Raw genomic sequence first — 25,818 nt, 5'->3', positions numbered from 1 at the left:
GACGCTATGAGGGCTGAGGTTGTGTCGGTATCACAGGATTACGAAAGCCCGGCAAGCGATGCAAGCCTGATGGCACGCATTGCTCATCCCAACAACTTGAAGAAAGCCTTTCAACGAGTAAAACGCAACAAAGGAGCGGCAGGCATTGACCGTATGACAGTGGATGACCTGTTCAGGTATTTACAATAGCATGGTCGTCAACTGAGGCAATGTTTGCTGAGAGGGTTGTGGAAACCAGCTCCGGTAAGAAGAGTTCTGATCCCCAAACCGGATGGTGGAGAGCGAAAGTTGGGCATTCCAACAGCTCTTGATCGAATGGTGCAGCAGGCAATACAGCAAGTATTACAGGCAGAATGGGAGCCACGGTTCTCGTCTTACAGCTATGGATTCAGACCGCAGAGGTCAGCACATCAGGCTATCAGTCAGGCTCAGTCGTATATAAAGGATGGTTACGACTGGGTGGTTGATATTGATTTGTCGAAGTTCTTTGATCGAGTCAATCATGATCGACTGATGGCAAAGCTGGCAGAGCATATACAGGACAAGGATGTATTGCGTTTGATTCATCGATTCCTGAAGTCCGGAGTGATGGAAAATGGACTGTCAAAACCGCAAACGGAAGGTGTGCCACAAGGAGGGCCGCTGTCTCCTGTGCTCTCAAACATAGTATTGGACGAACTCGACAAAACGCTTGAAAAACGAGGGTTACGGTTTGTTCGATACGCAGACGACTGTCGTGTGTTTGTTAAAAGTAAGAAGGCAGGCGAAAGGGTGATGGCAAGTCTGGTTAAGCTGATCGAAGGTAAAATGAAGCTAAAGGTCAATCGTACAAAGAGTGCGGTAGATCGTGCATGGAAGCGCGCATTTCTGGGATACAGTTTTACCCGAGACGGTAGGAAAACCCTTGCGGCAAAGAGCTGCAAGCGTTTCAAAGATAAAATCAGACAGCTAACCCGAAAGGGAGGGCGATCCCTTGAACAGAGGTTGGAAGGACTCAACAGATACTTGCAGGGTTGGAAGAACTACTTCCGGGAAATAGAAACCTGCACAGAGTTTGAGCACTTTGATTGCTGGATAAGAAGGCGATTAAGAAGTTTACTCTGGTATCAATGGAAAAGGAGCCCAAAGCGGTACAAGGAACTGCGAAAGCAGGGAATCAGTGACAAACTGACAAGGCAAACGGTAGCTTCAGGAAAAGGGCACTGGCGAATGAGCCGGAGTCCAGCTCTACATATGGCGCTACCGAATAGTTGGTTTGACGGGTTAGGATTGATCAGGTTGTTGGCTGCTTAACTGGCCGAACCGCGTAGTACGGACCCGTACGCTGCGTGGTGTGGGAGGAGCGTAGCTGTGAGGCTACGCCCTATCCCGATTTTTCTACGCTGCTGAATCCCTTGTGATTACTGGTTGTAATTGAAAGCGCGGGATTAGCTGTGCTTCACACAGGCTGATTTGCATTATAGATAACCACTGTCTGAAAACTCTTTCGGCAGCTGTTGCAGAAGAAGCGCTGCAATTTTAACGACACGAGTGCTGTTACAGTGAATGCAGGTAATTTCTATCGTAGCCATAGTGCAAAATGCACAATTCTCTCAAGCTGGCTATATAGGACAATCCGTACTCAATGCATTTGAGGCATCACCCGTTTTTTGCCAACAAATAACAGGCACAAAAAAAGCAGCTATTTAGTGCCTGTCCGAAAACCCTCAAACACTTGAAAATAGCAGCCTGCAGCCCCATATAGTACTCGAAGATTTTCCAAAACAAGCTGTTTTCACATTTATGCGCCAAACCATCAACCCACAAATGCAGTTGGGCGAAGTTGATATCTCTGCCATCACGTTTAATCCCAAGTCCAGAGACGACATTCCCCGTCTGCTTCGGGGCCTGCAACATATCTGGATAACACCTGATCTGCGACACAGGGTTTTTCAGGTGCTTGAGAACATGATTCCTGCCAGTCGGCAAAATGGTCGTCCCGGTATGGACCTCTGGAACATTCTGGTTTTCGGCACTCTGCGCCTTGTCACTAATTGTGACTATTACCGCTTGCAAGAGTTGGCTAATGAACATGGGACATTACGGAAAATGCTCGGTCACGGCCCATATTGTACCCATTCCTACCACATACAAACATTGCAGGATAACATCAGCCTCTTCACACCGGAGATACTGGATCAGATTAACCAGGTCACGGTGGATGCAGGTCACCAGCTGGTTAAAAAAAAGATGAGCCGCTACATGGCCGTGCCGATTCCTTCGTAGTCAAAACCGATGTCCATTTCCCCACGGATATCAGCCTTCTGAGCGACGCTTGCCGTAAAAGCATTGAGTTTGCATCCGCTCTCTCCAATCAGTACCAGCTTCCGGGCTGGCGTCAGAGCAAATATCTTAAAGACCAGCATCGCAAACGCTACAACAAGGCTCGAAACCTGAAGCATTCCAGCGCAAACTGTGAACTGAAACAACAGCAGCGGCAGCACGACATTGAAATGGCTCACCTTGAGTACATAAAGTACAGCCTTTCAATTGTCCGCAAAGCTGAAACGACCTTGTCCTTGCTGTTGAAAAAACAACCGGATGAGCCAAGGCTGGAAAACCTCAAATACCACATAGCCCACAGCCGTCACCAGATAAACCTGATTTACCGACGGGTGATAGAACATGAGCAGATTCCCCATAATGAGAAGGTGTTCTCAATCTTTGAGCCTCATACAGAATGGATCAGCAAAGGCAAAGCCGGAACTCCGGTTGAACTGGGGTTACGGGTCTGCGTGTTGCAGGATCAGTTCGGTTTTACTTTGCATCATCAGGTCATGCAAAAACAAACAGACGACCAGGTTACAGTACCTATGGCCGAGGCTGCCAAAAAGCGGTTCCCGACATTAAGCCAGGTGAGCTACGACAAAGGCTTCTGGAGTCCGGGCAATCTTGAAAAGTTGGAAGTTCTTCTGGAACGCCCGGTTCTCCCCAAGAAAGGGAGGCTGTCGGCCAATGATAAAAAACGGGAATCCCACCCGGAGTTTATCCGGGCAAGAAGAAAACACTCAGCTGTTGAATCCGATATCAATGCACTGGAAGCGAATGGTCTCGACAAATGCCCGGATAAAGGGATAGAAGGCTTTGAGCGCTATGTCGCACTGGCTGTTGTCGCCAGCAACCTGAAACGGCTGGGTAAAATTCTGCTGACCAGAGATCGTCAGTAGCCTTTCAGCCAGGCTTCCGTCAGTTTAATTTTGATCATGCCGGGCATGAGAGATTACTGCGCTTGTAGATAGTCGAATCAGGTTGTATTTTGAACAGTGCGGTACAAAAAACATCCTTTGTTCGTCTGGTAACTCAAATCCAGCCGTTATCAACTTCTGTCGGCCAAGAACAACTGCCGTTTTTCAGAGGTTTTCTGACAGGCACTATTTAAGCTGCTTTCTTTTAAAGTTTTTTGGTCGGAGCGAGAGGATTTGAACCTCCGACCCCCACAACCCCATTATTGGGCAAAAGAGCAAAATAAATAGCTAACCAGCAATTCCCGACCTTTATCAAAAGCCCCCAGCTATCAGGCTTTAGAGCGTGATAAAAAAATCTGCAACCGCACAATTGAACGACTATTTTTGACCTTATGCTGCATGATCTGACCGGTTGCAACCATGGCCAAGCCCATTCAAAAAAATTGCACGCACCTGACTGCCAGCCACCTTATTAAAGAGGTTACTGACTGTCTGGTTGACATTCCCGATCACCGACCTAATCACTGCAAGAATGGCATTCCCTTTGGCAACTTTGCCAAGTCCGCTTTTGCCATGATGCAAATGAAAATGCCGTCCATGCTCCGCTTTGATAGCCAAAGGGAAGACCCTGTCCAGGCTCACAATCTGGAAACCCTGTTTGATGTCGTCAATGGCAGAGTTCCCAGTGACACCCGGATGCGAGAAGTACTTGACCAGCTTTCTCCACACTGGTTTCAGAAGCCTTACAAAAAAATCTTCTCACGCTTTCAGCGTTCGGGGCACCTGCAGAAGTTTGAGTTTCACATCGGCCACCTTAAAAACCATTATTTGCTGGCCATTGATGGTACACAAACCTTCTTCTCCGGAAAGCTACACTGCGACGACTGCTGCGTAAAAAATCAGGGCAAAGCCAATGAGGCTTATTATCACCAGCTGATGGGCGGTTGCATTGTCCACCCCGACCAGAAAGTCGTTATACCATTGGCTCCCGAAGCTATTGTACGACAGGATGGTTGTACCAAGAACGACTGTGAAAAGAGTGCCCTTAAGCGCTTTCTTGCCAACGTAAAAAAAGACCACCCCTACCTGAAACTGATTATCGTACTGGATGGCTTGTATGCTGACGGACCAACTATCCGCCTGATCAAGAGTTACGGCTGGCATTACATTATCATTGCGAAAGACGGCAATCACGGCTCGCTGATTGAAGCTGTAGATGAACTGGATAAGCAAGGAAAAGTGGCACGTTGCCTCAAAACTGACCCGGTGACTGGCATCAAGTACTGGTATCGTTTTACTAACGATGTGCCCCTCAACAAGTCTAACCCCGTTGAGCATGTCAACGTGCTGGATTTTGTTGAGACGGACAAAAAAGGTGATCGTCACACCTGGAGTTGGATCACTGACATACCTCTGACAGAAAAGACCATTGAAGCCCTGATGAAAGGAGGACGATGCCGATGGCACATTGAAAACCAAACGTTCAATACCCTGAAGAAACAAGACTACCACCTTGAGCACAACTACGGGCACGGTGAACAGCACCTTGCCACCAATCTGGCTTACCTGACGGTACTGGCCTTTCTGGTTGACCAGCTGCAACAACTGGGCAGCCCGGAGTTTCAAAAAGCCCTGAAAGAACGAACGCGAGGTGTACGAATACATCTGTGGGAGTTGATGAAAGGTTATTTCCAGACCTGGCTGATCAAAACCTGGGAAGGGTTGTTTGATGCCATCATTAGCCGTACCGTCGCGGGAATAGTGCCTTACGACAGTTCATAAAGAATGTGGGGCAGTCTGGTTTCAGGGTTCAAAATTTTTGTTCGTTCAAGATTCGCTGGAAGTGAAGGACACTCCCTGAACGTATTAAATGTTCCTTGCCTACACCAACTTAAACGTCTTAAGACGTATATTCAGCGGGAATAGCTGATAGCTAACTGATTGATATTTATAGATATATTGATTTCTCGTATGGGGGAAATTTAGAAAATAAAGATCAATAAAATCAGATAGATACATTTTTTTTGTCCAAGACAATAGAAGACACTTTATCTATAGCTATGTAAGCGTCAGGCAAAAGCCACCTGACAAAAAACACCGGTACAGTAAGACACTACAGAGATACTAACCGGCATCGCATGGCGAGTGGCAGGCCGGGAGTGAAGCGACTGGTTAGCTTCTATGGTGAAACGGATAAGCAAGATAGGCTGATTGTTTCCGTGTCTTAGATCAGGTCATATCGCTATCATTGGGGCGCTTATGAGTTGATTTCCAGTATGCAGAAAAACGTCTTAATTTTCGGTAGGTTGGCTAAATACTGGTTCTTTTGCTCGTTTTAAGGCTTTGGGATGCTGCTAGATTTTAGTAAGAGTATTGCATTCGGAGGTGTTGCATGGACGTTCCTCACACTCATATTGCCTTGTTTCTTGATACTGAAAACCTCGCTGGCTGGTTGAAGCATAACGGAGTCGAGCACCTGATAGATGAGTTATCAGAGTTTGGTCTGGTTACCATACGCCAAGCCTTTGGTAACTGGGGTGGTCCAAACCTTCAGGGGTTTCAAGACCATTTGAACGAACAAGGATTTGATTTTGTTCATACCTTTCACCCAGTATCCGGAAAGAACTCGGCAGATATTGCGATGACTATTGAAGTTATGAAGGTGGCACAGACGAGTCTGGATGTGGACTGGTTTGTTCTGGCGACCGGTGATTCGGACTTTTCTCCCTTGTTCCGCGAAATTCGTTCTTTAGGAAAGCATGTTGTCGGTGTCGGACCACATTCGCCATTGAGTGAATCTGTTAAACGCTTTTGTGCACGCTATTTTTATACAGATCAGCAAAACAGTCATCGAACCATCTGTCCACCGGGTCTTGAAGGGGCGATTCATCTTACCCGAAGTGTCCTTCAGGAGTCAGAACAACCGCTGAATTGTTCCGTTTTGAAGAACAGGATTCTATCCGTTGACGAGCATTTTGATGAGAAAAGGTATGGCTTTTCATCATTTTCCGAGTTCATACAGGCAATCAATGGAGTAGACACCCGGAGGTATGGTGATCATCAGGTGCTTTGCGCCCGTCTCAGCAAACGCAGCTGATAAAAGGCGTATAATACTGTGACTATGATCAGTGAAGCCCTTGGTACAACTGCCACAGAGCAGGTAAGCTCTTAAACAGCATCAACAGGCAGGAGTCTTTCCTTATTTATGTATAAGCGCAATAACCAAACTGTCTTCTCCCCCTCAGACCTGACTCGCTTCGTTGAAAGTCCCTTTGCTTCCTGGATGGATCGCTTGTTTTTGGAGCTGCCTGACAAAGCTCCGGAAAAAGATCCTGAAGACCCGTTAATGCAAGTTCTGCAACGAAAAGGCTTTGAATTTGAAGCCGAGATTGAGCAGCAATTTCGCAATGAAGGGTATTCGCTTTTGCGGAGAGAAGCGGAAACCAGAGAGCTTGGTTATGCGCTGACACAACATGCACTGGACAGTGACGTTGACATTATTGCTCAGGCACATTTAGGTTGTGATCTTGAGGGTTCCCGGTTTGCCGGGGTTGCTGATTTTTTGATCCGAACAAAGGACAGAAAGAGCTTTGAAATCTGGGATACCAAACTCAGTACAAAGGTTAAGCCTTCATTTCTGATACAGCTGTGCAGCTACGCTCTCATGCTCCAAAAAAGCTATGGCATCAAGGTAGCAACCATTGGTGTCCTATTAGGCAATGGTGATAAGAAATCATTCAGGGTGGCTGACTACTCCGCCTATTTCATGCAGCAACTCAACGGTTTCCTGAAGGCTCAGGAACAGTTTGACCCTACCAATTACCCTGATCTGGCAAACTCCAAAAGCTGGGGAAATTGGTCTGAATATGCTGAATCTCTGCTGGTTCAGCGAGATCATTTGTTTCAGGTAGCTACGATCACAAAAGGTCAGATCAAAAAGCTGAATCAGGCTGGCATCCATACCATGCAGGCACTTGCAGACTTTAATCCTGGTGGAATGAAAATCAAAGGAATTCAACCTGAAGTTTTACAGCGTTTGATTGCTCAGGCATCTATTCAAAAGAGAAGTGTCGGTAGAGCGATACCGGAGTATGAAATTCTACCTCATGGGGAAGGAGATAAAAAAGGTCTGGCTCTATTACCTCCTGCATCCCCACTGGATGTATTCTTTGATATTGAAAGCTTTCCTCTGGAAGACGGTGGTCTGGAGTATCTTTGGGGCAATACCTATTTTGATGAATCAGGTCAGCGGCAATTTAAAGATTTTTGGGCGCACAATCAGGAGCAAGAAAAAGCAGCCTTCGAAGCATTTATTCAATGGGTCTATGCTCGCTGGCAACAAAATCGCAGTATGCATATCTATCACTATGCCAACTATGAAATAGCGGCTTGCCGGAAATTGATGGGGCGCTATGGCACCTGCGAGAATGAAGTGGATCAGCTGCTACGAAATGAAGTTTTTGTGGATTTATATAAGGTGGTAAAAGGCGGGTTATTGCTGGGTGAACCCCGATACTCCATCAAAAATGTCGAGCATTTATATCGGGGTAAGCGGCAGACAGAAGTGGAGACGGGTGGTGATTCGGTAGTGGTTTATGATGTCTGGCGACTAGCAAACCAGCGTTGCGAAGAAGGAGATACTTGGGAGACTTCTACCACGCTGAGCGATATTCGGGATTACAATATCGACGACTGTGACTCAACTCAGGAACTGACCGACTGGCTTCGGAAAAAGCAGCAAGAGCATGGGATTGCCTTCGTAGGAAAAGAAGAGGTAGAAGAGCCGGAAGTTAAGGAGGAAATCACCCAGAGAATAGAGTTACGGGACCGACTTCTGTCACAAGCCGAGTCGCTGGAATCTGATAATCAGGAACAGGCAACACTGATAAAAAACCTTGCCTGGGTTCTGGAATTTCATCGCCGTGAAGCCAAACCGGTATTCTGGAAACTCTTTGACCGGCTTGGGCTTGAACCTGTTGATTTGCAGGATGATCTGGATTGTTTGGCTAATTGCCATCGGACGGACAGGAAAGCGTTCAAGCCAAAACCAAAATCCCGAAATCTAGCCTACGAATATCAGTTTGATCCTGCTCAGGAGTTCAAAGGGGCGGCTGAGAATTTCTACTTGCTGGGCGTTGAAGAAGGCGATGATAAAAGATCAAAGGTTACTTTCGTAAAAGAGGCAAGCGATCTTGATCAGGGTTTGATTGTTCTTCAGTCCAAATATGAACCTCCTCATACCATCTCCCTGATACCCGATGAGTATGTGAATGCCAGTGTAATTGAAAGGGCAATTGATCAAGTGGTGTCAGATTTTGAAGCGGGGGGCTTGTCAAAATGTGCCATCATCGACTTTCTGCAAAGACGACAGCCAAGAATTAAAGGGGTGAATGGTGGTGATATTGCTCCCAGCAAAGACCCTGAGCAGAAACTGAATGAAGTCATTGCTGCCGTAAAGAATCTGGATAATAGCTATCTGACCATCCAGGGGCCTCCCGGTTCCGGCAAAACCCACACAGGCAAGCATGTGATTGCCGAACTGGTGAAATCAGGGGCAAAAATCGGTATTTCCAGCAACAGTCACAAGGCCATTAATAACTTGCTCTTAAAAGCCGCAAAGCAATGCAAGAAAGCGGGAATTGAAGTCACCGTGGCCTGCACAAAGGATACAGATCCAGAGCTTGAAGCAGCGGGAATAACTATTACCAAAAATACTGAACTGGCTGATTATGTGGATTCGCCTTGCATCCTTGGCACCACAGCGTGGGGCTTTACCAGGGATGAAATGGCTGATCAACTGGACTACCTATTTATTGATGAAGCAGGTCAGGTATCCATAGCAAACCTGATCGGCATGAGCCGAACCGCCAAAAACCTTGTTCTGATGGGTGACCAGATGCAATTGGGGCAGCCCACACAAGGAACGCACCCGGAGGAAAGCGGCTTATCCATTTTGGATTATCTGCTGCATGACAGCCCAACAATTACCGATGATATGGGCGTGTTTCTGGGAACCACCTTCCGAATGCACTCTCAGGTCAATGAGTTTATCAGTCAGTTTATCTACGAGGGAAAACTGCGGTCAGATTCCAATAATGATCGACAAGTAATAAAAGTCCCAGACACATATACCGGCCCTCTGGATCAAGAAGCAGGAATAGTGTTCGTACCTGTCATTCATGAAGGCAATACACAAGCCTCAGAAGAAGAGGTAACCGAAATCAAATCACTGGCGGAGTCCCTGCTCGGTAGAACCTTCGTGACCAAAGACGGTGAGGAACGAAAAATAGGCTGGGAAGACATGCTGTTTGTTGCCCCCTATAACCATCAGGTCAGAAAGCTTAGTAATGCGCTCGGAGAAGTCGCCAAAGTCGGCAGTGTTGATAAATTCCAAGGACAGGAAGCACCCATTGAATTCCTGAGTATGTGTGGCAGTGATGCCGCTGAATCCCCAAGGGGCTTGAACTTTCTGTTTGACAGAAACCGGATCAATGTAGCAATCAGCCGGGCACAATCTCTGGCCATTGTCGTAGGAAATCCCGATTTAGGACACCTCAACGTAAACAGTGTTGAGCAGATGACCCTGGTGAACCTTTACAATGCGCTGGTGGATTATGGACAAGCGACTCATGACGATAATAACTGAATCCATGCACAGATAATCAAAAGGAATCAGCTCCTCCATGTACGACATTATCGGTGATATCCATGGTCATGGAACTGCTTTGGCAGAACTGCTCAGAAAACTGGATTACACAAACCAAGATGGCATATTCCAGCACCCTGAGCGAAAAGCCATCTTTGTAGGCGATTTTATTGACCGTGGCTCGGAGCATAAAAAAGCACTCACCATCTGTCGCAACATGATGGAGCAGGGCTGTGCACTGGCAGTGATGGGTAATCATGAGTTTAATGCTATTTGCTATGCAACGCCTGATCCTGAAAATCCGGGTTCTTTTCTGAGAGAACATTCGGTAAAAAATCAACAACCGCACCAGGCATTTCTTGATGAATATCCATTGGGTTCAGTGGAACACAAAGATATGATCGACTGGTTTCGCACCTTACCGCTGTTTCTCGATTTGGAAGCTATTCGTGTGGTTCATGCTGTTTGGCATCATCCAAGCCTGAAAATTGTACAACCATGGATTAATATTGATCACTGCTTGCTGACAGAGGCTTATAGTCAGGCTTCAAGGCTGGGAAGTGAGCTTTATGATGCCATAGAAAATCTTCTCAAAGGCATTGAGTACAAATTGCCAGAAGGTCACGAATTTACGGACAAGAATGGTCAGACTCGACATGAAGTCCGTCTGAAATGGTGGGATGAGCAGGCGAAGCGTTTGCCCGAAGCGGCAACCAACACAGGCAATGCTGCATTGCCTGAAGTGGAACTTCCTGAAGATATCTACCGCTACAAGGATTCTGTGCCCTTATTCTTTGGGCATTACTGGATGCAGGGAACACCTGGAACACTCAGCCCAACTATTGCCTGTGTGGATTACAGTAGCAAGAGCGAGAATGGCAAGCTAGTAGCTTACCGTTGGCAGGGAGAGAAAGCGCTGAATAATGATCATTTTGTATGGGTTGACCGGGTAGGATAAGGCAATCAGGAAAGGAGCTGACTGACCACGTCGCTCCACTTCAGTCCCTGAATTTCCCAGATACTGGCTGCAAAGCTCAGAAGTAAAAACAGACCACATGCCATCGCATTGGCTATCACAAAGCCCAGAGTTAACCGTTTTGAGAACAACCGGATGAGGCCGCCAACAGTGGATTGCCCCAGGAAAAATAACCCAAGCAGTCCGAAAACAATCACTGAAACTTGCATTTCCGTCATAACAGTAGCCCTTCTCATTCTCCGATGATCTCTACCTTGAGGATAGAAGGTGCTGTGTTGACAGTCAGCCTCAGGATTCTAAAGTAAAGGTGTAGCGCTGATTTATTCCCACTTGCAGGCGCTTAACAAATTTCGCTAAACAGGAGAACGACTTATGTCCGAGATTATTTCCTTCCGTTTCAATGATATCCTTGTTCAGGGCAAAATCACTCATTACGATCCATACGATATATCGGTAGAAATTCTGGAGCCTTTCTCTGGATTTACGGCTGGGTGCCATATTCCCTATTTTGCTCGGCAGTTTAAGGGTTATAGAGGAGAAAAAAGGCATCAAAAAGCCGTTGAACTGCTCATGGAGCTGTATTTTGCGCTGGTTATACAAGAAGAAGGAAAAGCAACTCAGGTCAGAGATCAATAGAGCTGGAGGGCTTCTGGAAAGAGTACAGCAGGTCAAGGTCACGCAAGCCAAACTGATTGACCAGAAAGGAAAGTTGCGACACCGGTTCAAGACGCAAGAAATTTCTCAAAAGGAGTATCAGTTACAGTTCCAGAAGCATCGAAAGCAGTGCGATGAACTGGATATGACCATTAAAAACGTTCAGTCAAAGTTTTTTGAGAAGCATGTTCCGAGCGTCCAGAGTATCTTAGAGCAAGACCAACTATTCCACTTCTTGACCAAGGCTTGAAGTTTATGTGTAGTAATGGAACCAGCAGAGAGGCTGTAGACTCTTTGTTCTGCGCTATCTCTCGCGATAGAGTCATCGACAGCAATTCGCTTGCCTATGCCATACGAGACAGATTTCCAGTTTCGGAGCTCCATGCTCTGGTCATACCAAAACGGCATGTAGAAACCTATTTTGAGCTGAACTCAGCGGAAGTTTGTGCAATACATCAGTTGCTGAAAGTACAAAAGCGTAAAATTGAACAGATTGACACATCAGTTTCAGGTTTTAATATCGGGATGAATTGCGGCAAAGATTCAGGGCAGACAATTTTTCACTGCCATGTGCATTTGATACCACGCAGAGTCGGCGATGTGGCAAACCCGAAAGGTGGAATCAGGCATATGATTCCGGGCAAAGGAGATTACACGCTATCAAATACCAGATTGACCAGAAGTGCAGTAACTACTTTTATTACAAAGACCTGATTTGCTGTGGTGAAACTTTCGAACAGGAACAGCCGAAAAATATTCCGAAGCAAGATGATACTTGGGCTGCCATCAAGATACTGGCTACGTCGATTCTTGATCCGGTACGAGATCATTTTGGTAGGGTTCATCTGACCTACGGTCTATCTACTCCCTCGTTGACCTCTGCAATTCGTAAGCGAGCCAGGAAAAATTATAAAACACCAAATATCTGTCCTTCAGTGGATCAACATTCTGGGTATGAACTAAACCGCAAAGGTATGCCAATTTGCCCCGATCTGGGACTGGCCTGTGATTTTGTCTGTCCTGACCAGTCATCTGATGTGGTGGCTGAGTGGGTCATTCAGAACTGTGACTTCGATAAGCTCTACTTCTATGGTGCCAACAGACCTTTGCACGTAAGCATCGGCCCAAAGAACAGAAAAGTTGTAACTTTAGTGCGGCGTATAAATCGAAAAGTTACACCAAAAAATGGTAGTGGGCCAGAACTGTTATATCGCGTGAATATTGACCCCAAACTCAACTTTATTAATCAATAATCCAATAACAATATCGTGCATCTTTTCGAGCTTTGAAAAACAAATTGTCTTTCTGGCCAACCGTTTAATCCAAGTCCGAAAATTAAGGTTTTTACGCTCTATCTTCTGAGTGTTTGCTTTACCAATAATATGCATGTTTTCATCAAGGTGTCGCTCATAGGCTCCCCAATCATCGGTGTAAAATTTATTAATACCAAATGGCTTCAGAAGTGTTTTGAGTTCTTTAAAAACTTCATCTTTCCGTTTTCCGAAAACATAAGCAAGCACGGTATTTGTAGCGTGATCAACAGCATACCAAAGCCAGCGTTGGTTCGATTTATCATGAACATACGACCACTGCTCATCTAGCTCAGCCTCTTGGCAGACAAGCCCTACATGAATAATTGCATCTGACTTGAGATCAATAGTTTGAATATTTGGGTTGACCTTTACCAGACCGCTTTCTTTTTTTTTAGAGTCTTTATTACTGTTGTCTTGCTTATTCCGAGTACTTTACTTGTATCCCTGATTCCGCTGCCATTTATTGCCATATCGATGATTTTTTCTTTAACGCCAGGCTCACAGGCCTTGTAGCGATATTCAAGCATGAAGGTTTTGATTTCACATTTGTCATTACAGCAATAGTATCGTGGAACATCATGAGTGCTGTATCCGAAAGGCCGAACTTGGTTACTGCCACATGTTGTACAGAGGACTTGCGTAAGGCACATTTTTAAACCGCATTTTTCAAAGTTGCCGAATGTCGTATTTTAGCAGACAGGGCTAGAATCACAGAACTGTGCCACTACCCTAAAACTCAACGGAGCGGATAAAAAAGAGATTCAAAAATTGATGGCTCACAAAGATGAGGAGACTACAGACATCTACCTCGAAGGTCATAACCCGGACGGTTACATAGTGCCTGTCCGAAAACCCTCAAACACTTGAAAATAGCAGCCTGCAGCCCCATATAGTACTCGAAGATTTTCCAAAACAAGCTGTTTTCACATTGGGTGAAAGTCTCATACTGACCATTTTTTCTGGGCTTGCCGTCCGTGGTTTATACAGCAGCTACAAATTTTCTCTGGACTTACATAGGAACGGCCAAACACCGCTATGATGGTTACTGTAAAAGATACCGCAACAGTGAAAGGCCGCCCCGATGCAAGTATGTCAGCCACTAGCTGAAGCCGCCAATTTTTCTTGTCATGCTATCCAACAGCTTGAGCAAAAACTGGCCGTTCTTCGTCAGGAACACAGCCCAATCAAGCACTTTGAAGACTATGAAGGTGAGATCCATAAACTCTTTATCGAAGCAGAGCAAAGCGTTCTGGCAGAAGACCTGACCGGGCTTGATATTGACGTTCCTGCGATTGAGGTAAGCGGTGTCTGTTACCATCGGGTGTTGCGATCTTCAGAAACTTATCAATCCGCTGTCGGCCCTGTCCGGGTTTTGCGTACGCTCTATCGTAACGGTAAGGATCACTCTATCATCCCTTTGGAGCTACAGGCAGGTATTGTAGAGGGGTATTGGACACCAAAAGCAGCTAAACAAGCTGTCTGGATGGTTGCGCAAATGCCTCCCGGAGAGGCTAAAAGCCTACTTGATCTGATAGGGAACATGACGCCCTCGGAAAGCTCTCTGGCCAGACTACCCAAAAAGTTCAATGCGCAGTGGGAACCCAATAGGGAAGCCTTTGAAGACTTTCTCTGGGAAAGCGTCAAGGTTCCTGAAGAAGCTGTGACTGCGGCCGCTTCTCTTGATGGCGTCATGTTGCCGATGAAAGATGGTAAACGTCAGGAAAAGCGGGAACAGAATAGAGTCGATGGCAAGCGAACCCGTGGCCCTGCTGGCTGTCAGGAGGCCAGTTGTGGAACATTGTCGTTTTACGATGCACAGGGTGAACGCCTCTCAACGGTCAGGATGAGTCGAATGCCTGAAAGCAAGAAAGTGACTTTGAAACAATCACTCTCCGCACTCCTGAGCGAAGCTCTTCGACAGAGGCCAGATCTGACGCTTGTTAAAGTCGCTGATGGGGCAAAAGACAACTGGACCTACCTTGCCAATGAACTCCCTGAAGGTCACGAGGTTGTAGACTTCTATCATGCCGCAGAGCACCTGAAGAAAGCGTTTGACCTGTCCTATGGTGAAAACAGCAACAAATCCAGAGAAAAGTTCATCACCTATCGCCACATCCTCAAAGAGGAGCCCGAAGGTGTTGAAAAAGTCATCAAAGCTCTGGCTTACCAGCATAAACGACACCCTCGTCGATCGAAGTTGAAAACAGAGCTGGAGTACTTCAGAAGTAATCGAACCCGCATGAACTATGCTGAACACTTGTCGCACAACTTGCCAATAGGCTCAGGGGTTTATTGAGGCTACTTGTAAAACCTTGGTAACGCAGCGAATGAAGTGTTCTGGAATGAGGTGGCGGCATCCCGGAGGCCAAGGTATTTTGACAGCAAGGTCATTAATTCAGAGTGGCATGTTCGACAATGGCTGGAAGTTACTGGCGGTGACCTACTGCGCCAAGGTCACGGAAGTGGGTATGGACAATGTCATCCCATTCCCCATGCAGAAAGGTGACTTGGAATTATAGTACCAGTCAATATGAGACTTTCACCCTTCACATTTATGCGCCAAACCATCAACCCACAAATGCAGTTGGGCGAAGTTGATATCTCTGCCATCACGTTTAATCCCAAGTCCAGAGACGACATTCCCCGTCTGCTTCGGGGCCTGCAACATATCTGGATAACACCTGATCTGCGACACAGGGTTTTTCAGGTGCTTGAGAACATGATTCCTGCCAGTCGGCAAAATGGTCGTCCCGGTATGGACCTCTGGAACATTCTGGTTTTCGGCACTCTGCGCCTTGTCACTAATTGTGACTATTACCGCTTGCAAGAGTTGGCTAATGAACATGGGACATTACGGAAAATGCTCGGTCACGGCCCATATTGTACCCATTCCTACCACATACAAACATTGCAGGATAACATCAGCCTCTTCACACCGGAGATACTGGATCAGATTAACCAGGTCACGGTGGATGCAGGTCACCAGCTGGTTAAAAAAAAGATGAGCCGCTACATGGCCGTGCCGATTCCTTCGTAGTCAAAACCGATGTCCATTTCCCCACGGATATCAGCCTTCTGAGCGACGCTTGCCGTAAAAGCATTGAGTTTGCATCCGCTCTCTCCAATCAGTACCAGCTTCCGGGCTGGCGTCAGAGCAAATATCTTAAAGACCAGCATCGCAAACGCTACAACAAGGCTCGAAACCTGAAGCATTCCAGCGCAAACTGTGAACTGAAACAACAGCAGCGGCAGCACGACATTGAAATGGCTCACCTTGAGTACATAAAGTACAGCCTTTCAATTGTCCGCAAAGCTGAAACGACCTTGTCCTTGCTGTTGAAAAAACAACCGGATGAGCCAAGGCTGGAAAACCTCAAATACCACATAGCCCACAGCCGTCACCAGATAAACCTGATTTACCGACGGGTGATAGAACATGAGCAGATTCCCCATAATGAGAAGGTGTTCTCAATCTTTGAGCCTCATACAGAATGGATCAGCAAAGGCAAAGCCGGAACTCCGGTTGAACTGGGGTTACGGGTCTGCGTGTTGCAGGATCAGTTCGGTTTTACTTTGCATCATCAGGTCATGCAAAAACAAACAGACGACCAGGTTACAGTACCTATGGCCGAGGCTGCCAAAAAGCGGTTCCCGACATTAAGCTAGGTGAGCTACGACAAAGGCTTCTGGAGTCCGGGCAATCTTGAAAAGTTGGAAGTTCTTCTGGAACGCCCGGTTCTCCCCAAGAAAGGGAGGCTGTCGGCCAATGATAAAAAACGGGAATCCCACCCGGAGTTTATCCGGGCAAGAAGAAAACACTCAGCCGTTGAATGCGAAGCCTTGGGTCTAATTCCCCGCAGCTTGCTGCGAACTACTCAAGAGCTAACTTGATACCCCGGAGCTTGCTCCGGGGTAGTTCATTCCGATATCAATGCACTGGAAGCGAATGGTCTCGACAAATGCCCGGATAAAGGGATAGAAGGCTTTGAGCGCTATGTCGCACTGGCTGTTGTCGCCAGCAACCTGAAACGGCTGGGTAAAATTCTGCTGACCAGAGATCGTCAGTAGCCTTTCAGCCAGGCTTCCGTCAGTTTACTTTTGATCATGCCGGGCATGAGAGATTACTGCGCTTGTAGATAGTCGAATCAGGTTGTATTTTGAACAGTGCGGTACAAAAAACATCCTTTGTTCGTCTGGTAACTCAAATCCAGCCGTTATCAACTTCTGTCGGCCAAGAACAACTGCCGTTTTTCAGAGGTTTTCTGACAGGCACTACATAGAGTGCCATGCTGCTCTTACTTTTGAGGCTTTAGAGGAGCTGGGTAAGGTTGAGCATTCAGAGGAAAGCGCAGCGCGATAATTAGATGCTGTCGTTCAATAATTTGCTTACGTGCAAATTTTTTTTGTCCAAAACGTGTCCAAACATGTCCAAAACAAGAAAAGCCAATCGAATGATTAGCTTTTTAAGTTGCTGAAATATCAGTAAAAATTCTGGTCGGAGCGAGAGGATTTGAACCTCCGACCCCCACAACCCCATTGTGGTGCGCTACCAGGCTGCGCTACGCTCCGACATTTAGCATCGCTGCTGACTTGCTGCTTATAATACCTTGATTTTATTAGAGTTCAACCATTATGTTACCCCTGCCGTTCAAATCTAACTGACCGATAAAGCGCAATGATGCCTGTGAGAAGTAAGCTGGGATAATAATGACTGACAATGCCGGGTTTTTGACACATACAATAGAAGGTTAATGGATACAGAACGTACTAAGTCGGCTTTTCAGTCGAAGCTGCGCGGAAACAGCTGCTAATGCCGTGTATGGAAACGCTCTTTGAATTACTTAACTACCATTACATGAATACCTTTTGACCTAAACAAGAAAGCCATATGTCAGGAAGCCCCATTAACAATACTACTGAAAGCTTTAATCGTTCTTCATTAGAGCCGTCAGTTAAGAAAAGTGTCAAATCTCAAGTTGGTGAGGGGCTGGGAGGTAAGAAAATTGCCGTTGAGCCAAAACCCACCCGTTATATTTCCAGCTCACAATCAAAGGCTCCTAATAAGCCATCAGATAACAAGGTTCCAACTCTTATGCTGTGCGAACGGATGACAAAGGTGATTCCTGATCCGGCGTGTAAAGTTTTGCTGTCGCACAAAAAACCAAGCCAGATTCTTAAGGACAACCAGTCTGGTACAGTACCAAAATCTGAAGAAAAGCCCTCTGTTGCAACAGCTTCAAAGACAAAACCCCAACCTGCGAAAAAGTCGCTTCTTCCACAAAGACCAAAGACTCAGGGACAACGTCCAACACCTTCTGATCCGAGCTTAAAGCCTAAGCTAAAACCAAAGCCAAAGATTAAGCCGGATCTGCCACCGAAGCCGGGTCAAAAAAGTCAGTCATCCGCTAAGACACAGAACTCTGAAAAGTCTCCGGGTGCCAGAGCTCAGACCTGGAACGTAGAGCTTCAATCCAGTGGTAGTGCTGACAAAACAGCATCATTGTCCAGAGTCAGGGAGCTGAAAGTCTTGCCTGAACAAACTGAGCCTGACGATTCGTCCATTGACACAAATATGGACATTCCTGATCTGGTGCCTTCTGGCAGGGGACAGATAAAAGAAGCCGAACTACCCAAAGGTATTGCTAAAACAGTGGCGGCTGGTTTGAAAGCCACTGATCAGAAATCACTGAAGGTCGCTTTCACGAATTACACCCGGGAAGTTATGGATTACGTCAAGCAGCACTGTCAGGGTAACCCTCCGGCTGAACTTCAGGAAGCGTTTTACAATGGCATGATAGAGCTGGGCACTCATGGTGATTATCTCAAGTCCATATCTTTTACTGTGGAAGGTGTAACCCGGACCAAGCCCCGGAATAAGAAAAAGCTGGCGTTGCTGGCCGCTACGGTTTTTCAGATTCAAAAGGCTGGCAATGAAAAGGATGAAGCAATGGTTGGCAGCACAACCAGTACGCTTATAAGAAAAGGCTTGATTAAAAAAGAAAATCTTGAGTTCCTCTATAAAACCTGTATGGGATTGGAACCCGTTTCCGGAATAGCCCTGCGTGCAGACTTAAAAAACACCCTCAAGGATGTCGCCAAAACCCGGACTAAATTGTCTGCCACTAATCTTAGTGATGATGACCGAAACCGATTGAAAGCTGATTTGCAAAATAAAACCTCCGGGGTCAAGTCATTGCTCAATATGATTAAAGCGCACGATCAGGTTATGGGGGAAGGGCAGATGCGATCTCTGGATGATGTCTGGGACGAGAACTACAGTCTGCTTGAAGATCGTTTAACAAAACGTTTAAAAAAGAAATTGAAGAGCTACCATGGTCGTGCGATTCGTCCTGAATCCAGAAAAGCCTTTCTAGACGCGGATAAAATTATGGCAGCTGCCGAGTCTGAACTGGCAAAAGATGCCAAAGGCACGGCAAGAGGCCAGAAGAAACTGTTGGAACAGGGGCGAACTCTGCAATCTCTTACGGACGAGGTACTGGCTGAAAGAAAACGCGGCATAAAAGCCATTCTGACCGATGCCATTAAAGCTTATCGAAATAAGTAGCTGTCCAGCGCCTTATATCTTGAAAACACAACCCCATCTGTCTGGACTCTTGTAGATCTGGGACACTGTTCTGCAATAGTGACCTTGTGATAGTCTGTCACCGTTGATAACAAGATGTAGAATCCGACTCATGGTTAGAGCGAATCAACTTATGCGGAGCCTATGGCAAGCCTGTAAAACACCGGTAAAAGCAGTGCTGTTACTGATAGTGGCTGTTCCAGCAACGGTTACGGCACTGGATTTTCAACCTTACCCGGCTGCGTCTGTCAATCTCAGGGTTGATGAACACCGCAGCAATCACCCCATTGTCAGCAGCCCAATGAAAAAGGTGAACGGTGTTGTGCTGGCCGATGAAATGCAGCGTCTTGATGGAACTCTGACACGACGTGTTTATCAGTTACCGGCTGGTCACGAAAGTGAAGACGGTTACCAGTTCTTCCTGCAACAGCTGAAAGCCCAAAATGTTCAACCTCTGTTCAGTTGCAACAGTTTTGGCTGTGGCGACAGTAATTTTTGGGCAAATGATATTTTCCGTGTCTCTTCACTCTATGGAATGAGCAGACAACAGCATTATTTTCTGGGTAAGAAAGTAAGACCTGAAGATGTCGTATATTATACGGTCTACTCAGTGAAACGCGGTAATCGACGGGTTTATACGCTGGTGGATGAGTTCTCGGTTGCTGCTAAGGTGCAAGGCGGTGACACTGCTGCAATGGCTTATTACATTGATCGCCTGCCTGTCAGTGCTGAGCAGTTGTCCCGGAATGATACCTATCGTGAGGTGCTTTCAGCACTACGTAGCAACGACTTGCGACAGCTGTTGATTAATATCGAATTACCGGTTGTGCTGGAGGAAGGCGTGAAAGGAGCTGACAGTCAGGTTGCCATCCAACAGAGGCAAGAGTCCATGTTGCAGCAGCAGTTAAAGGCTGATGGTGTATCGTCCGACCGGTTCAGAATATTATCATCGTTCAGTACCTCATCCAGTCGTCAGGCTGGTATCCGGTTATTGCTGACGGAATAAAGTAACCTTTATTGGTAAAGGAGTCGTATCAGATCCTGATATGACTCCACTGTCTTTTTCTCCAGACCACAATAAAAGCGGTAGAGCTGATCAGCCGCTGCAACAGGGTCAGCACCCAGAGTGTTGTCAGCCCTGCACCCAGAATTGTTCCCAGCAACCAGCAAACGGGCAGAAGAAAGCCCCACTGAGCGCCAAAACGAATCCCCAGCACTGTTTTATTGGCTCCTGCGCCCAGCAATGTCTGGGTTAATACCAGTGAGGCAGAATCCAGAATAATACCAACACCCGTCAGTTGCAGAGGGAGTTTGGCGGCGCTCACCAGCTCCGGATCGTGCAGGAATAGTCCCAGTACCCATTCTGGATTCAGCAGTAATGGCAGACTGAGCGTACTGAGCAATGCTGTAGCGACCCGAACACTGCTCCAGCCCCAGGCCGTTGCCATTTCCGGTTTCTGTGCCCCAAGCTCCTGGCTGACCAGCGTATTAGCAGCCATACCCAGTCCTATCCCGGGCAGAATCAGGAACAACGAAATGTTCATTAACACATGAGCAATGGCCATTTCCCGGGTACCCAGCTGGGCAATAATGGCAAAGAAAAGCATCATACCCAGAGCAAACAGGGTTTGCTGCAAGGAGTCGGGAATCGCCAGCCTGATCAGTGTTTTCAGGTTTATCCAGTCAGCCCGTCGAAAGGGTTGCAGGAAACCATGGTGTTTCACCTGACGAAACAGAATCAACAGATTAAGCAGAGCACCGAGATACATGGCCAGAAATGTGCCCAGGGCTGCACCTGCAACGCCCATGGCTGGCAGACCAAGCTTACCGTAAATCAACACATAACTGACCACAGCATTAAACAGGTGGGAAACCACCAGTATTTTTAAGAAACCGGAAGGTTGACCAGTGCCGTTCCAGTAGCCCCGGAATGACAGGCTCATGGCAGCAGCCATCAGAGCCATCACTCTTATACGAAAATACGTTTCGGCAGCATCATGTACCACACCGTCCTGACTGAACAATTGCAAAATCCATGGTGCCATGGCCATCAGAACCAGACTGACAGGCAGTGCAAAGAGCAGGGCAATGATAATGCCGTGATTAACCGGTACCGCGCAGTGTTGCTTCTGACCGGCTCCACACCGTCGTGCTACCTGTGCCTGAACGCCCGCCGACAGCCCGGCGATCAGGGCCAGCGCAACAAAGTTGGCATAACTTCCGGCTCCCACCGCCGCCAGAGCCTCTTCACCCAGAGGCCCGACCAGCGCGGCATCCACCAGATTCAGCAGGCTTTGTGACAACATAGCGAGAATAATGGGTGTTGCCAGTTTTACAATGGTCAGACTGCGCGGCTTCAAGACTGCCTCGTAATGAAAGAGAAAAGACAAAACGTGTGATTAGAAAAACTGCCGCGATTGTAATGGTTTGGAACAGAATTGGCGAGGTATGCCCCGTTAGCCTCCATGAAAGGGAGGCTAACGGTTTCATTCAGGACAAGTTAGGCCTCAACCACCTTTCAGCTTCTTCAACAGAAATACCTTTACGATCCGCATAAGAAGCCACCTGATCAGCCGTTATTTTCCCCAGCCCAAAATACTTTGATTCCGGATGCGAGAAATACCAGCCACTGACACTGGCGGCAGGCATCATGGCGAAATGCCCGGTGAGTGACACCTGAGCATTTTGTTCACCATCCAGCAGCTTAAACAGTGTTGCTTTTTCCGTATGGTCCGGACAAGCCGGATAACCGGGGGCAGGGCGGATACCGGTGTACTGTTCTTTAATCAGCTGCTGATTACTCAGAGACTCCTGCGGTGCGTAGTGCCAGTATTCTTTTCGTACCTTCTCATGCATGCATTCCGCAAAAGCTTCTGCCAGACGGTCAGCCAGAGCTTTCACCATAATGCTGTTGTAATCATCACCAGCGTCTTCATAAGCTTTTGCCAACTCTTCTGCGCCAATACCGGCGGTAGTAATGAACCCACCCACATAATCGGTGAGTCCGGTTTCTTTGGGGGCAACGAAGTCGGACAGTGCGTAATTAGGCTTGTCTTCAGGTTTGGGTGTCTGCTGTCGCAGGTGGTGCAAGCGGTTCAACACGGTTGAACGGGAATCATCGCTATACAGCTCGATATCATCAAAATCCACCTGAGCCGCTGGCCAGAAGCCAATGGTTGCCCTTGCCTTGATTTTCTTCTGCTGAACCAGTTCATCCAGCATGGCGCGGGCATCTTCATAAAGGCTGGTGGCGGCTTCACCGACCACCTCATCATCCAGTATTGCCGGGAATTTTCCAGCCAGATCCCAGGTGATAAAAAACGGCGTCCAGTCGATGTAATCAACTAGCTGTTCCAGAGGAAAGTCCTCAAACACTTTGACACCGGTGAACGTTGGTTCAGGTGGTTGGTAGTCTGTCCAGTCAGGCTGAAAGCGGTTTTCCAACGCTTCCTGATAGGTCAATAGCTGTCGTTTATTGCTGCGCTTGTGATGTCTGACACGAATTTTGTCGTATTCCGCCCGGGTTTCTTCCACCAGTGTCGGCTTTAGTTCCTTACTGATCAAACGGGTGGCGATGCCCACGCTGCGCGAAGCATCAGTGACATACACGGCAAGATCATCCTGATATTCCGGTTCGATTTTAACAGCAGTATGCGCTTTGGACGTGGTAGCACCGCCGATCATCAGTGGCAGATTGATGCCCTGACGCTGCATTTCGCTGGCAACATGTACCATTTCGTCCAGCGATGGCGTGATCAGTCCGCTCAGGCCAATAATATCAACCTTCTCTTCAACCGCGGTTTGCAGGATTTTTTCGCAGGGTACCATCACGCCCAGATCAATGACTTCAAAGTTGTTACAGGCCAGCACGACACCGACAATGTTTTTACCAATGTCGTGTACATCACCTTTAACGGTTGCCATAAGGATTTTGCCGTTAGAGCGAACTTCGTCGCCTTTCTCTTCCTCAATAAACGGAATCAGGTGCGCAACCGCCTGTTTCATCACCCGGGCGCTTTTTACCACCTGTGGCAGAAACATCTTGCCGGAACCAAACAGGTCACCCACCACGTTCATGCCGTCCATCAACGGGCCTTCAATGACATGAATAGGACGCTCAGCCGCTTGTCGGGCGGCTTCGGTATCTTCAACAATATAAGTGGTAATGCCTTTTACCAATGCGTGTTCAAGACGTTTGTTAACAGGCAGTTCGCGCCAGCTCAGGTCTTCGGTCTGGGCCTTGGCTGCACCATCGCCCCGGTACTGTTCGGCAATCGCCAGCAGGGCATCGGTGGCATCCGGATTGCGATTTAGCACCACATCTTCTACCCGGTCACGGAGGTCGGCAGGAATGTCTTCGTAAATAGCCAGCTGTCCCGCATTCACAATGCCCATGGTCAGGCCATCTTTAATGGCGTGATACAAAAAGACAGCGTGAATGGCTTCCCGAACCGGATTATTACCCCGGAAAGAGAACGACACATTACTGACACCGCCGGATATCATGGCATGGGGCAGTTGGTCACGAATAAAGCGGGTGGCATTGATAAAATCCACCGCATAATTGTTGTGTTCTTCAATACCGGTGGCGACGGCAAAGATATTCGGATCAAAAATAATATCTTCCGGCGGGAAGCCAATGTCGTTCACCAGAATATCGTAAGAGCGTTGGCAGATTTCAATTTTTCGGGCTTCAGTGTCAGCCTGCCCAGTCTCATCAAACGCCATAACCACTACCGCAGCACCGTAATTGCGGCACAGTCTGGCATGATGACGGAACTGTTCTTCACCTTCTTTCAGGCTGATGGAGTTAACAATGCCTTTGCCCTGAATGCATTGCAGTCCTGCTTCAATAACGTCCCATTTGGACGAATCCACCATAATGGGCACACGGGAAATATCCGGCTCCGAAGCGATCAGGTTCAGGAAGGTAATCATCGCCTGACGGGCATCGAGCATGCCTTCGTCCATATTGATATCGATGACCTGAGCGCCGTTTTCCACCTGTTGACGGGCAACATCCAGAGCGGTGTCGTAATCTTCTTCAACAATGAGTCGCTTGAAGCGGGCAGAACCGGTGACATTGCATCGTTCGCCGACATTGACGAACAGGGAGTCTTCAAAAATATTAAAAGGTTCCAGTCCGCTCAGACGACAGGCTTTGTTAATGACCGGTACTTCGCGTCTGGAGATAGACGACATCTTTTCAGCAATAACGGCAATATGATCAGGGGTGCTGCCACAGCAGCCACCGATAATATTGATCAGCCCGGATTCTGCAAATTCGGCGACAATCTCAGCCATCTGTTCCGGTGTCTGGTCGTACTCGCCAAAGGCGTTAGGTAAGCCTGCATTGGGATGTGCGCTGACAAAGGTGTCGGCAATGTTTGACAGGTCTTCCAGATAAGGGCGCAATTCTTTTGCCCCCAAAGCGCAGTTCAGACCCACCGACAGCGGGTTAGCATGGGCGACCGAGTTCCAGAAGGCTTCTGTCGTTTGACCGGAGAGGGTTCGACCGGAGGCATCGGTAATGGTGCCCGAAATCATAATGGGTACTGCAAAACCCAGCTCATCGAACAGATCTTTAACGGCGTAAATGGCGGCTTTGGCGTTCAATGTATCGAAGATGGTTTCGATCATCAGGATATCGGCACCACCGTTGAGCAGGTCGATGGCGGCCTGACGGTAAGCCGTTGTCAGCTCGTCAAAACTGACATTGCGATAGCCGGGGTTGTTCACATCCGGAGAAATAGATGCAGTGCGATTGGTGGGACCCAGAATGCCCGCCACAAAACGGGGTTTATCTGGGTTCTTTATTGTTTCAGCATCGGCAACGGCGCGTGCCAGTCGTGCCGCTTCGCGGTTGATCTCCGGTACCAGCGCCTCCATCTCGTAATCCGCCATGGCAATGGTGGTGGCATTGAAGGTGTTGGTTTCCAGAATATCCGCACCGGCATCAAGGTAGGACTGATGTATTTCCTGAATAATGTCCGGGCGAGTCAGGCACAGCAGATCGTTATTGCCTTTGACATCGCAGGAGTGGCTGGCAAAGCGTTCGCCACGGTAGTCATTCTCTTCCAGCCGGTAACCCTGAATCATGGTGCCCATGGCACCGTCCAGAATCAAAATCTGTTGTTGCAGTCGTTTGTGCAGCAGTTGGGCACGTTCCTGTGCCTCCTGAATTCGTTGTTCTGAAAGTATCGGCATGCGTACAGATTCCAGCCAGTTCGTTCTTGTAGGTTTAGTCAGAATGGTATTGAAACTGGGATGGTATCAGAAAGCAGTCAAAATGTACTTCTCAGTAAAGGTTCTCCACACGATACCATTCCATTGACTGAGAAGAAGTGCTCCGGCAGGGCATGATGATGCCTTCGCCTGTGGTGCTGGAGCAGTGGCTGTATAAATTCAGAACATGAACTACT

The 25,818-nt window shown here is 47.5% G+C and carries 17 protein-coding genes, 1 tRNA gene and 1 pseudogene; 14 read left to right on the top strand and 5 right to left on the bottom strand.

The window, feature by feature from the left end:
* Positions 1-6: 6 nt before the first annotated feature.
* The 7 genes from EZMO1_RS27320 (at position 7) to EZMO1_RS13690 (ending at position 10,828) form a co-directional block, all read left to right on the top strand.
* Complete coding sequence (locus EZMO1_RS27320; protein ID WP_201772262.1) at positions 7-189, top strand: hypothetical protein; 183 nt, start codon at positions 7-9, stop codon at positions 187-189.
* A 24-nt stretch (positions 190-213) separates the two neighbouring features.
* A complete protein-coding gene (ltrA, locus tag EZMO1_RS13720) occupies positions 214-1,293 on the top strand; it encodes a group II intron reverse transcriptase/maturase (protein ID WP_201772263.1) in 1,080 nt (359 codons plus the stop codon).
* Positions 1,294-1,782: 489 nt separating this feature from the next.
* Positions 1,783-3,206 (top strand): ISNCY family transposase gene (locus EZMO1_RS25615; protein WP_244886698.1). Its coding sequence is split into 2 segments (ribosomal slippage): positions 1,783-2,227 and positions 2,227-3,206, totalling 1,425 coding nucleotides; the frame shifts between segments, so codons are not numbered across the junction.
* 438 nt (positions 3,207-3,644) lie between these two features.
* A complete protein-coding gene (locus EZMO1_RS13705) occupies positions 3,645-5,006 on the top strand; it encodes a transposase (protein WP_034872820.1) in 1,362 nt (453 codons plus the stop codon).
* Positions 5,007-5,616: 610 nt separating this feature from the next.
* Positions 5,617-6,321: an NYN domain-containing protein gene (locus EZMO1_RS13700; protein ID WP_051789279.1), complete on the top strand. Its 705-nt coding sequence runs from the start codon at positions 5,617-5,619 to the stop codon at positions 6,319-6,321.
* A gap of 108 nt (positions 6,322-6,429) precedes the next feature.
* Complete coding sequence (locus tag EZMO1_RS13695; RefSeq protein WP_034872821.1) at positions 6,430-9,870, top strand: TM0106 family RecB-like putative nuclease; 3,441 nt, start codon at positions 6,430-6,432, stop codon at positions 9,868-9,870.
* Between the two features lie 37 nt (positions 9,871-9,907).
* Positions 9,908-10,828, top strand: coding sequence for a metallophosphoesterase (locus tag EZMO1_RS13690; protein WP_034872823.1), 921 nt, complete (start codon positions 9,908-9,910; stop codon positions 10,826-10,828).
* Between the two features lie 5 nt (positions 10,829-10,833).
* Here EZMO1_RS13690 and EZMO1_RS13685 read toward each other — a convergent pair whose 3' ends face one another.
* A complete protein-coding gene (locus EZMO1_RS13685; RefSeq protein ID WP_034872825.1) occupies positions 10,834-11,064 on the bottom strand; it encodes a hypothetical protein in 231 nt (76 codons plus the stop codon).
* A 154-nt stretch (positions 11,065-11,218) separates the two neighbouring features.
* Between EZMO1_RS13685 and EZMO1_RS26235 the strand changes: the two genes are divergently transcribed.
* Together EZMO1_RS26235 and EZMO1_RS25610 are read left to right on the top strand one after the other, a co-directional pair.
* On the top strand, positions 11,219-11,482 hold the full coding sequence (locus tag EZMO1_RS26235) for a hypothetical protein (RefSeq protein WP_145912600.1): 264 nt from the start codon (positions 11,219-11,221) through the stop codon (positions 11,480-11,482).
* Between the two features lie 312 nt (positions 11,483-11,794).
* A complete protein-coding gene (locus tag EZMO1_RS25610) occupies positions 11,795-12,214 on the top strand; it encodes an HIT family protein (protein ID WP_222842112.1) in 420 nt (139 codons plus the stop codon).
* A 491-nt stretch (positions 12,215-12,705) separates the two neighbouring features.
* Here the strand turns inward: EZMO1_RS25610 and EZMO1_RS28170 are convergent.
* Positions 12,706-13,463, bottom strand: a protein-coding gene (locus EZMO1_RS28170) for an IS1 family transposase (RefSeq protein ID WP_420809906.1) whose coding sequence is annotated in 2 segments (ribosomal slippage) — positions 12,706-13,196 and positions 13,196-13,463 — 759 coding nt in all. Because the reading frame shifts where the segments join, the coding sequence is not laid out codon by codon here.
* Positions 13,464-13,894: 431 nt separating this feature from the next.
* Here EZMO1_RS28170 and EZMO1_RS13655 point away from each other — a divergent pair.
* From EZMO1_RS13655 to EZMO1_RS25595, 3 genes and pseudogenes are all read left to right on the top strand, one after another.
* The gene (locus EZMO1_RS13655; RefSeq protein WP_061509537.1) at positions 13,895-15,109 is read left to right on the top strand and encodes a hypothetical protein; all 1,215 of its coding nucleotides are present in this window, start codon (positions 13,895-13,897) and stop codon (positions 15,107-15,109) included.
* A 31-nt stretch (positions 15,110-15,140) separates the two neighbouring features.
* Complete coding sequence (locus tag EZMO1_RS26225) at positions 15,141-15,332, top strand: hypothetical protein (RefSeq protein WP_145912599.1); 192 nt, start codon at positions 15,141-15,143, stop codon at positions 15,330-15,332.
* 35 nt (positions 15,333-15,367) lie between these two features.
* Positions 15,368-16,881: pseudogene (locus EZMO1_RS25595) on the top strand (ISNCY family transposase).
* 424 nt (positions 16,882-17,305) lie between these two features.
* Here EZMO1_RS25595 and EZMO1_RS13630 read toward each other — a convergent pair.
* Positions 17,306-17,382 (bottom strand) — tRNA-Pro (locus EZMO1_RS13630).
* A gap of 319 nt (positions 17,383-17,701) precedes the next feature.
* Between EZMO1_RS13630 and EZMO1_RS13625 the strand changes: the two genes are divergently transcribed.
* Both EZMO1_RS13625 and EZMO1_RS13620 read left to right on the top strand, forming a co-directional pair.
* Positions 17,702-19,378 carry a hypothetical protein gene (locus EZMO1_RS13625; RefSeq protein WP_034872827.1) on the top strand — a complete coding sequence of 559 codons (1,677 nt, stop codon included), beginning with the start codon at positions 17,702-17,704 and terminating at the stop codon, positions 19,376-19,378.
* A 193-nt stretch (positions 19,379-19,571) separates the two neighbouring features.
* The gene (locus EZMO1_RS13620; protein WP_160174002.1) at positions 19,572-20,402 is read left to right on the top strand and encodes a DUF4892 domain-containing protein; all 831 of its coding nucleotides are present in this window, start codon (positions 19,572-19,574) and stop codon (positions 20,400-20,402) included.
* A gap of 28 nt (positions 20,403-20,430) precedes the next feature.
* Here EZMO1_RS13620 and EZMO1_RS13615 read toward each other — a convergent pair whose 3' ends face one another.
* Both EZMO1_RS13615 and metH read right to left on the bottom strand, forming a co-directional pair.
* Positions 20,431-21,756, bottom strand: a complete 1,326-nt coding sequence (locus EZMO1_RS13615) for an MATE family efflux transporter (protein ID WP_034872828.1) — start codon at positions 21,754-21,756, stop codon at positions 20,431-20,433.
* A gap of 130 nt (positions 21,757-21,886) precedes the next feature.
* Positions 21,887-25,603, bottom strand: coding sequence for a methionine synthase (gene metH / locus EZMO1_RS13610; RefSeq protein ID WP_051789284.1), 3,717 nt, complete (start codon positions 25,601-25,603; stop codon positions 21,887-21,889).
* Positions 25,604-25,818 lie beyond the last annotated feature (215 nt).

The organism is Endozoicomonas montiporae CL-33 (genome assembly GCF_001583435.1).
Lineage (GTDB): Bacteria > Pseudomonadota > Gammaproteobacteria > Pseudomonadales > Endozoicomonadaceae > Endozoicomonas_A > Endozoicomonas_A montiporae.
The sequence above is the reverse complement of the archived record's forward strand: the minus strand, read 5'-3'. Positions and strand labels throughout refer to the sequence as shown.

What these genes read in the sequence shown, in the direction of transcription:
- EZMO1_RS27320 (WP_201772262.1), top strand. Translation starts at nt 7, where the DNA reads ATGAGGGCTGAGGTTGTGTCGGTATCACAGGATTACGAAAGCCCGGCA.
- EZMO1_RS13705 (WP_034872820.1), top strand. Translation starts at nt 3,645, where the DNA reads ATGGCCAAGCCCATTCAAAAAAATTGCACGCACCTGACTGCCAGCCAC.
- EZMO1_RS13700 (WP_051789279.1), top strand. Translation starts at nt 5,617, where the DNA reads ATGGACGTTCCTCACACTCATATTGCCTTGTTTCTTGATACTGAAAAC.
- EZMO1_RS13695 (WP_034872821.1), top strand. Translation starts at nt 6,430, where the DNA reads ATGTATAAGCGCAATAACCAAACTGTCTTCTCCCCCTCAGACCTGACT.
- EZMO1_RS13690 (WP_034872823.1), top strand. Translation starts at nt 9,908, where the DNA reads ATGTACGACATTATCGGTGATATCCATGGTCATGGAACTGCTTTGGCA.
- EZMO1_RS13685 (WP_034872825.1), bottom strand. Translation starts at nt 11,064, where the DNA reads ATGACGGAAATGCAAGTTTCAGTGATTGTTTTCGGACTGCTTGGGTTA.
- EZMO1_RS26235 (WP_145912600.1), top strand. Translation starts at nt 11,219, where the DNA reads ATGTCCGAGATTATTTCCTTCCGTTTCAATGATATCCTTGTTCAGGGC.
- EZMO1_RS13655 (WP_061509537.1), top strand. Translation starts at nt 13,895, where the DNA reads ATGCAAGTATGTCAGCCACTAGCTGAAGCCGCCAATTTTTCTTGTCAT.
- EZMO1_RS26225 (WP_145912599.1), top strand. Translation starts at nt 15,141, where the DNA reads ATGAAGTGTTCTGGAATGAGGTGGCGGCATCCCGGAGGCCAAGGTATT.
- EZMO1_RS13625 (WP_034872827.1), top strand. Translation starts at nt 17,702, where the DNA reads ATGTCAGGAAGCCCCATTAACAATACTACTGAAAGCTTTAATCGTTCT.
- metH (WP_051789284.1), bottom strand. Translation starts at nt 25,603, where the DNA reads ATGCCGATACTTTCAGAACAACGAATTCAGGAGGCACAGGAACGTGCC.